At 38.4% G+C, this 6,064-nt stretch carries 5 protein-coding genes; 3 read left to right on the forward strand and 2 right to left on the reverse strand.

Features of this window, described 5'->3' with window-relative positions; translation table 11 throughout:
- The first annotated feature begins 53 nt into the window (after positions 1-53).
- The 3 genes from V7161_RS28115 (at position 54) to V7161_RS28125 (ending at position 2,913) form a co-directional block, all read left to right on the forward strand.
- The gene (locus V7161_RS28115) at positions 54-1,031 is read left to right on the forward strand and encodes a M14 family zinc carboxypeptidase (RefSeq protein WP_335716090.1); all 978 of its coding nucleotides are present in this window, start codon (positions 54-56) and stop codon (positions 1,029-1,031) included.
- A gap of 61 nt (positions 1,032-1,092) precedes the next feature.
- On the forward strand, positions 1,093-1,410 hold the full coding sequence (locus V7161_RS28120; protein ID WP_335716091.1) for a DUF3889 domain-containing protein: 318 nt from the start codon (positions 1,093-1,095) through the stop codon (positions 1,408-1,410).
- A gap of 90 nt (positions 1,411-1,500) precedes the next feature.
- Positions 1,501-2,913 carry a SpoVR family protein gene (locus V7161_RS28125; protein ID WP_335716092.1) on the forward strand — a complete coding sequence of 471 codons (1,413 nt, stop codon included), beginning with the start codon at positions 1,501-1,503 and terminating at the stop codon, positions 2,911-2,913.
- Between the two features lie 514 nt (positions 2,914-3,427).
- On the opposite strand, the gene V7161_RS28130 is transcribed toward V7161_RS28125, so the two are convergent.
- Together V7161_RS28130 and V7161_RS28135 are read right to left on the reverse strand one after the other, a co-directional pair.
- Positions 3,428-4,147 carry an SDR family oxidoreductase gene (locus V7161_RS28130; protein ID WP_335716093.1) on the reverse strand — a complete coding sequence of 240 codons (720 nt, stop codon included), beginning with the start codon at positions 4,145-4,147 and terminating at the stop codon, positions 3,428-3,430.
- A gap of 45 nt (positions 4,148-4,192) precedes the next feature.
- Entirely contained in the window at positions 4,193-5,935 is a 1,743-nt protein-coding gene (locus tag V7161_RS28135; protein WP_335716094.1) for a phospho-sugar mutase, read from the reverse strand.
- Positions 5,936-6,064 lie beyond the last annotated feature (129 nt).

The raw sequence follows: 6,064 nt of genomic DNA on the forward strand, positions 1-6,064 counted from the left end.
ATTCTTACGCCCTTTTCAACTTTTACCTGTATAAATTCTTTTTGGGAGGTTAAATGGTTAAATATCTTTGTTTACTAATAATGCTCTTCCATGCATTTCAAACCACAGCTAATGCCTCAATTGTAAAAACAAATAAACCATACTCTTATGAAATGCTTGAAAATGATCTTAAGTTATTGAAGGAAAAATATAAAGAAGAAATGGAATTAAAAACAATCGGAACGACCCATTTTGGACAAAATATATTGGCGGTTAAGCTTGGCACTGGGGAAAAAAATATTGTCTTAATTGGCTCTCATCACGGTCGTGAATGGCTGACAAGCATGCTTTTAATGAAAATGCTGGAGACTTATGCCCATGATTATCATGCATTGGAAATGACAGGCTCCAAAAATATTTTAAACGATATTTCGATTTGGTTTGTCCCTATGCTAAATCCAGATGGCGTAACCATACAACAACACAACTTTAAACAATTTTCAGCGAAACAAAAGAATCAAATTTTTCATATGAATGATGGTTCAAAACGATTTAAAAGATGGAAAGCAAATGGAGTTGGTATAGACCTAAACAGGCAATATCCCGCAGGATGGGAAAGTCTAGATACAAAAGTCAACAAACCATTTTATAAATTTTATAAAGGGAAAAAACCGCTGCAAGCTAAAGAGGTTATAGCCTTGACCAATTTTATTAAGGAAATTAATCCTTCCATTGCGGTTGCTTATCATACAGCTGGAGAAGAGATTTTTTGGAAATATAAGAATGGAAAGAATCTTGCCCGGGATAAATTAATCGCTAAAAAAATTGCGAAGATAACAGGATATAAATTAAATACTCCCCCTGACGATGCTGTTGGAGGAGGTTTCACTGACTGGTTTATCACCACTTATTACAAACCCGCCATGACGATTGAAATTAGTTATCTTGTTGGAGAGACAAGCCCCCCTTTATCTGTTTTTAAAAAGGAATGGAAACGAAATCGATTGGTGGGACTAAAGCTTGCACAAGAAGCAAAAAAAATTTCCAAATAATACATAATACAGAACATTTTGGACAAAATATTTTCAAACGCTTTTTTTTGGAGGGATTTTCTTGAAAAAGTTTTTAGCTGGCCTATTTATTATGTTGTGTTTTTTTGTCTATGTTAACCTACAAGGAGAGGCACAAAAGCCTGACTATGAAAAATTTGGCAGGATTGCCATAACAGTTGTACAAGCAGACTTTCCAGGCGCCCCCATTAAAGATTATGAATACTTGGGAAGGAAAAAAATTGATACAACAAAGGTAGAGGATGGTTTCCGTTTTAAAGTGCAAGAAAATAACCAGAACTTCTTTGTGATTGTAAGAGTGAGTCATGATGCCACAAATAATAAGGTTTTAAATATAAACGTGGAAAATCAAAAACAATAAGCAGCCTTGCTTATTGTTTTTTGGCTTCTTTCTCATCATTCCCAGTTTACCCTCATACATTGTGGTAAGAGGAAAAGGGGGGAATGGCAATTGAATGGAGAAGAACGCAAATCACTAGAATATGCAATTAGTGAAATTACGGAGATTGCAAAAGGATTTGGGCTAGATTTTTATCCAATGAGATATGAAATTTGTCCCGCTGAAATTATTTATACCTTTGGAGCCTATGGTATGCCAACCCGGTTTTCACACTGGAGTTTTGGAAAGCAATTTCACAAAATGAAACTCCATTATGACCTGGGTTTGAGTAAAATTTACGAACTAGTTATTAATTCAAATCCATGCTACGCCTTTTTACTTGATTCAAATACCCTAATTCAAAATAAATTAATTGTCGCTCACGTTTTAGCCCACTGTGATTTCTTTAAGAACAACGTCCGTTTCCAAAATACGAAGCGGGATATGGTAGAAAGCATGGCCGCTACTGCCGAACGAATTCACAAATATGAAATTCAATACGGAAAAAAAGAAGTAGAAACATTTTTAGATGCAGTATTGGCAATTGATGAGCATATTGATCCTTCGTTGATGAGGCCAAAGCTTGCTTGGTCAATTGGCGATCAAGAAGAAGAATCGGGGGAAAACCCAATTCACACTCCCTACGATGACCTATGGAGTTTAGATGAAAAGGAAAAACAGGAACCTTCACAGCCAAGGAAAAAGAAATTTCCACCCAGGCCGGAAAAGGATTTGCTCCTTTTTATTGAAACCTACAGCAGAGAGCTTGAAGATTGGCAGCGGGATATTTTAACGATGATGCGCGAAGAAATGCTCTACTTCTGGCCGCAGCTGGAAACAAAAATTATGAACGAAGGCTGGGCATCCTTCTGGCATCAACGGATATTACGAGAATTGGAATTAACAAGCGGGGAAGCCATTGAATTTGCCAAATTAAATGCTGGTGTGGTACAGCCTTCAAAAACAGGCATTAATCCTTATTATCTTGGTATTAAAATTTTTGAAGATATCGAGGAGCGGTACAATAACCCAACAGAAGAAATGAAGCGCAGAGGAGTACAGCCAGGTTCTGGACGTGATAAAATATTTGAAGTTCGTGAGGTTGAATCCGATATTTCCTTCTTACGAAATTATTTGAATAAAGACCTTGTCATGCGAGAGGATATGTATCTTTTCCAAAAGCAAGGACGGGATTATAAAATTGTTGATAAGCAATGGGAGCATATCCGCGATCAATTAGTCAATATGCGGGTAAATGGAGGGTTTCCGTACATTACCGTTAATGATGGCGATTATCTCAAAAATGGTGAACTTTACTTAAAGCATTGGTATGAAGGCGTTGAATTAGATGTGAAATATCTTGAAAAGGTATTGCCATACGTTCAGCAGCTTTGGGGAAGACCGGTCCATATTGAAACCATCATTGAGGAAAGAAAAATGCTGTTTTCCTATGACGGCAAAGGTGTACATCGGAAATATTTATAATATTGGAGTGAGCTATCCTGCTTTAGGTGGGATAGCTTTTTTAGCTGGGCTTTCATATACCTTAGGAGCTCTTGTTAAGTCCCTACGGGCATCGAACTGCCTTTTCATTTACCATCCAAACTCTTTTTTAGGCGCTTCGGGCAATGAAACTTTTTCTACGGGGACCGTTATATCATCTTAAGCATCATTTGGTAACGTAGACCCTTTCTACGTTACCCTTTTCTCTTCCCGACCACGTTCTCGGTCACATAGACCACTTCTACGTTACCCTTTTCTCTCCCCAACCACGTTCTCGGTCACATAGACCCCTTCTACGTTACTCTTTTCTCTTCACCACCTCGTTTTCGGTAACGTAGACTCCTTCTACGCTACCCTTTCCTCTTCATTACAACATTTTCGGTAACGTAAAGTCATACTTCCTGCCTCCGCTTTACTTCACCACTTCAATTTCAATCCAGTAGCCATTTTTCAAAAAACAACCCCGAAAGGCGTAAAGTGCCTTTCGGGGTTATTTTTATGCTATCGGATATTGTTGGACAAATGGATGTAAGACAATTTCATCAATTAACATATGCTTGGGAGCAGAAGCCATGTAAATCACGGCATTTGCAATGTCCTCTACTTTGAGCCAGTCTTTTTTCTCAGGCAAGCCTTGCTGTGATTCTGCAAAATACGTATCCACCATACCCGGATTGATTGTGCCAACACGGATTCCGTATTCACGAACTTCTTGTGCAACAGAACCGGAGAAACCTTGAACAGCATATTTTGTAGCAGTATAGGCCGAACCATTAGGAATCGTATAGCGGCCAACATCAGAAGAGATGGTAATAATCGTTCCAGATTTCTTCTCTTTCATATGTGGAAGAACGGCTTTTGTCGCTAAGAAAACTCCTTGCACATTTACTTCAAATACCTTCTTCCACTCATCCACCGTCACATCTTCAATCAATTTAAAGAAACCAATTCCGGCATTATTAATTAACAAATCTATGGAACCATAGAAGTCAAGCGTTTCCTGAACAACTCTTTGCATATCCTCTTCCTTTGAAACGTCCGCTTGTACAGGCAGGATTTTATACCCCTTGTTTTTTAGCTCTGCTGCTGTTTCAGAAACCTGTGAAGAGCTCCCAACAATGGTTAGCTTCACCCCTTGTTCTGCGAGCTTTACCGCGATTTCCCTGCCAATCCCTCTCGAGGCGCCAGTGACAATCGCAACTTGACCTTTAAGCACAATGAATCTTCCTTTCATGATGTAATTCTGGATGCTGTTAAATAATTAAATTTCTTGCACCATCTTGACTTTTTGATTTACAAGTTCCATAAAGTCCTTCTCAATAGCTTCTAGTTTCGCTTTACTATCTTTAAGACTTTCACTATTTACTCCGAAATAGAATTTTACTTTCGGTTCAGTACCTGAAGGTCTTAAACATACCCATGAACCGTCTTCGAAAGTATATTTTAATACATTGGATTTTGGCAATTCAATTTTTTCTTCCTTAATTCCGCTTATACGAAGTCCCGTTAAATAATCCTCAGATACTGCTGTTTTCAATGAGCCAAGGTTCTTAAGCGGATCGTTTCGGAATGAGGCTAAAATGCGCTGAATTTGTTCCGCTCCCTCTTTACCTTTTAACGTTAGAGAACGAAGACCTTCCTGATAATAACCGTACTTTTCAAAAACCTGAATCATTCCTTCATATAGGGACAATCCTTGTTTTTTATAATATGCGCAAACCTCTGTTGCCAATAGTGCAGCTTGGACTGCGTCCTTATCACGAGCAAAATCGCCAATAAGATATCCGTATGATTCTTCATAACCAAATAGGTATGTATGCTCACCTGTAACTTCATACTCTTTGATTTTTTCAGCGATAAATTTAAAGCCTGTTAATACATCAATCGTTTCTAATTGGAAAGCAGAAGCAATTTTTCGACCTAATTCGGATGTTACGATCGTTTTTAACACAACTCCATTTTGAGGCAAAGTTCCTTTTTCCTTTTTCTGGGTTAAGAGATAATCAAGTAAAAGAGCCCCTGTTTGATTTCCAGTTAAAACAACATACTCTCCCTCAGGATTAAGGACTGCTATACCAAGTCGATCTGCATCCGGATCCGTAGCAATTAAAAGATCTGCCCCTACTCGTTTCCCATCACGAATGGCTAATTCAAAGGCCGCATGCTCTTCCGGGTTTGGACTTTTTACTGTTGAAAATTCAGGGTCTGGAAGCTCTTGCTCCTTCACCACTGTTACATTCTTATAGCCTAAAGCAGCAAGCGCTGAACGAACCGGTTTATTGGCCGTTCCATGTAACGGAGTAAATACTACATGAAGATCCGTTTCTTCTGCAAGATGCGGATTCTCGGAAATTGTTTTTAAGTTTTCAAGGTAAGCTTTGTCCACTTCTTGACCAATGGTTTTAATGAGTCCCGCAGCTTTTAACTTTTCCTCGCTGTCGACCTCGATTAATAATTCGTTCTCTATTTCATTTACCCGGCTGATTACTATATCGGCATCAGCAGGAGGAAGCTGGCCGCCATCAGAACCATAAACCTTATATCCGTTATATTCCGGAGGATTATGACTTGCGGTAATGACAATTCCAGAAAAAGCATTTAAATACCTTAAGGCAAAGGATAATTCAGGAGTTGGTCTTAATTCATCAAATACATATGTTTGAATTCCTTTGGTGGCAAGTGTTTTGGCAGCCTCCATTGCGAATTCTGGTGATTTGTGGCGGGAATCATAGGCAATCACAACTCCGCGTTGTTTTGCTTCTACACCATGTTCATCTATGTATGCAGCCAGTCCGGCAGAAGCCTTTCGGACCGTATAGATGTTCATACGGTTTGTCCCAACACCTAATTCACCGCGCATACCGCCAGTTCCAAATTCCAGATTCTTATAAAATGCCTCTTCAAGTAGTTTTTCTTCTTTCTTTAATTCTTCTAATTGATTATGTAATTCTACATCCAAATCCTTAAATTCAATCCAACTATTTGCTACTTCTTTCCAGTCCATGAGGGCCCTCCCGTTTCATTCTAATTTTTATATTTTCTTAGTTATAACATGTTACTCCTTTAAAAATCGCATAAAAAATCCGACAATTTTCGCAGAATGTATATTACTCATTACTATTTTACCTTATAA

Origin of the sequence: Neobacillus drentensis, from assembly GCF_036965425.1 — a bacterium.
Lineage (GTDB): Bacteria > Bacillota > Bacilli > Bacillales > Cytobacillaceae > Neobacillus > Neobacillus drentensis_F.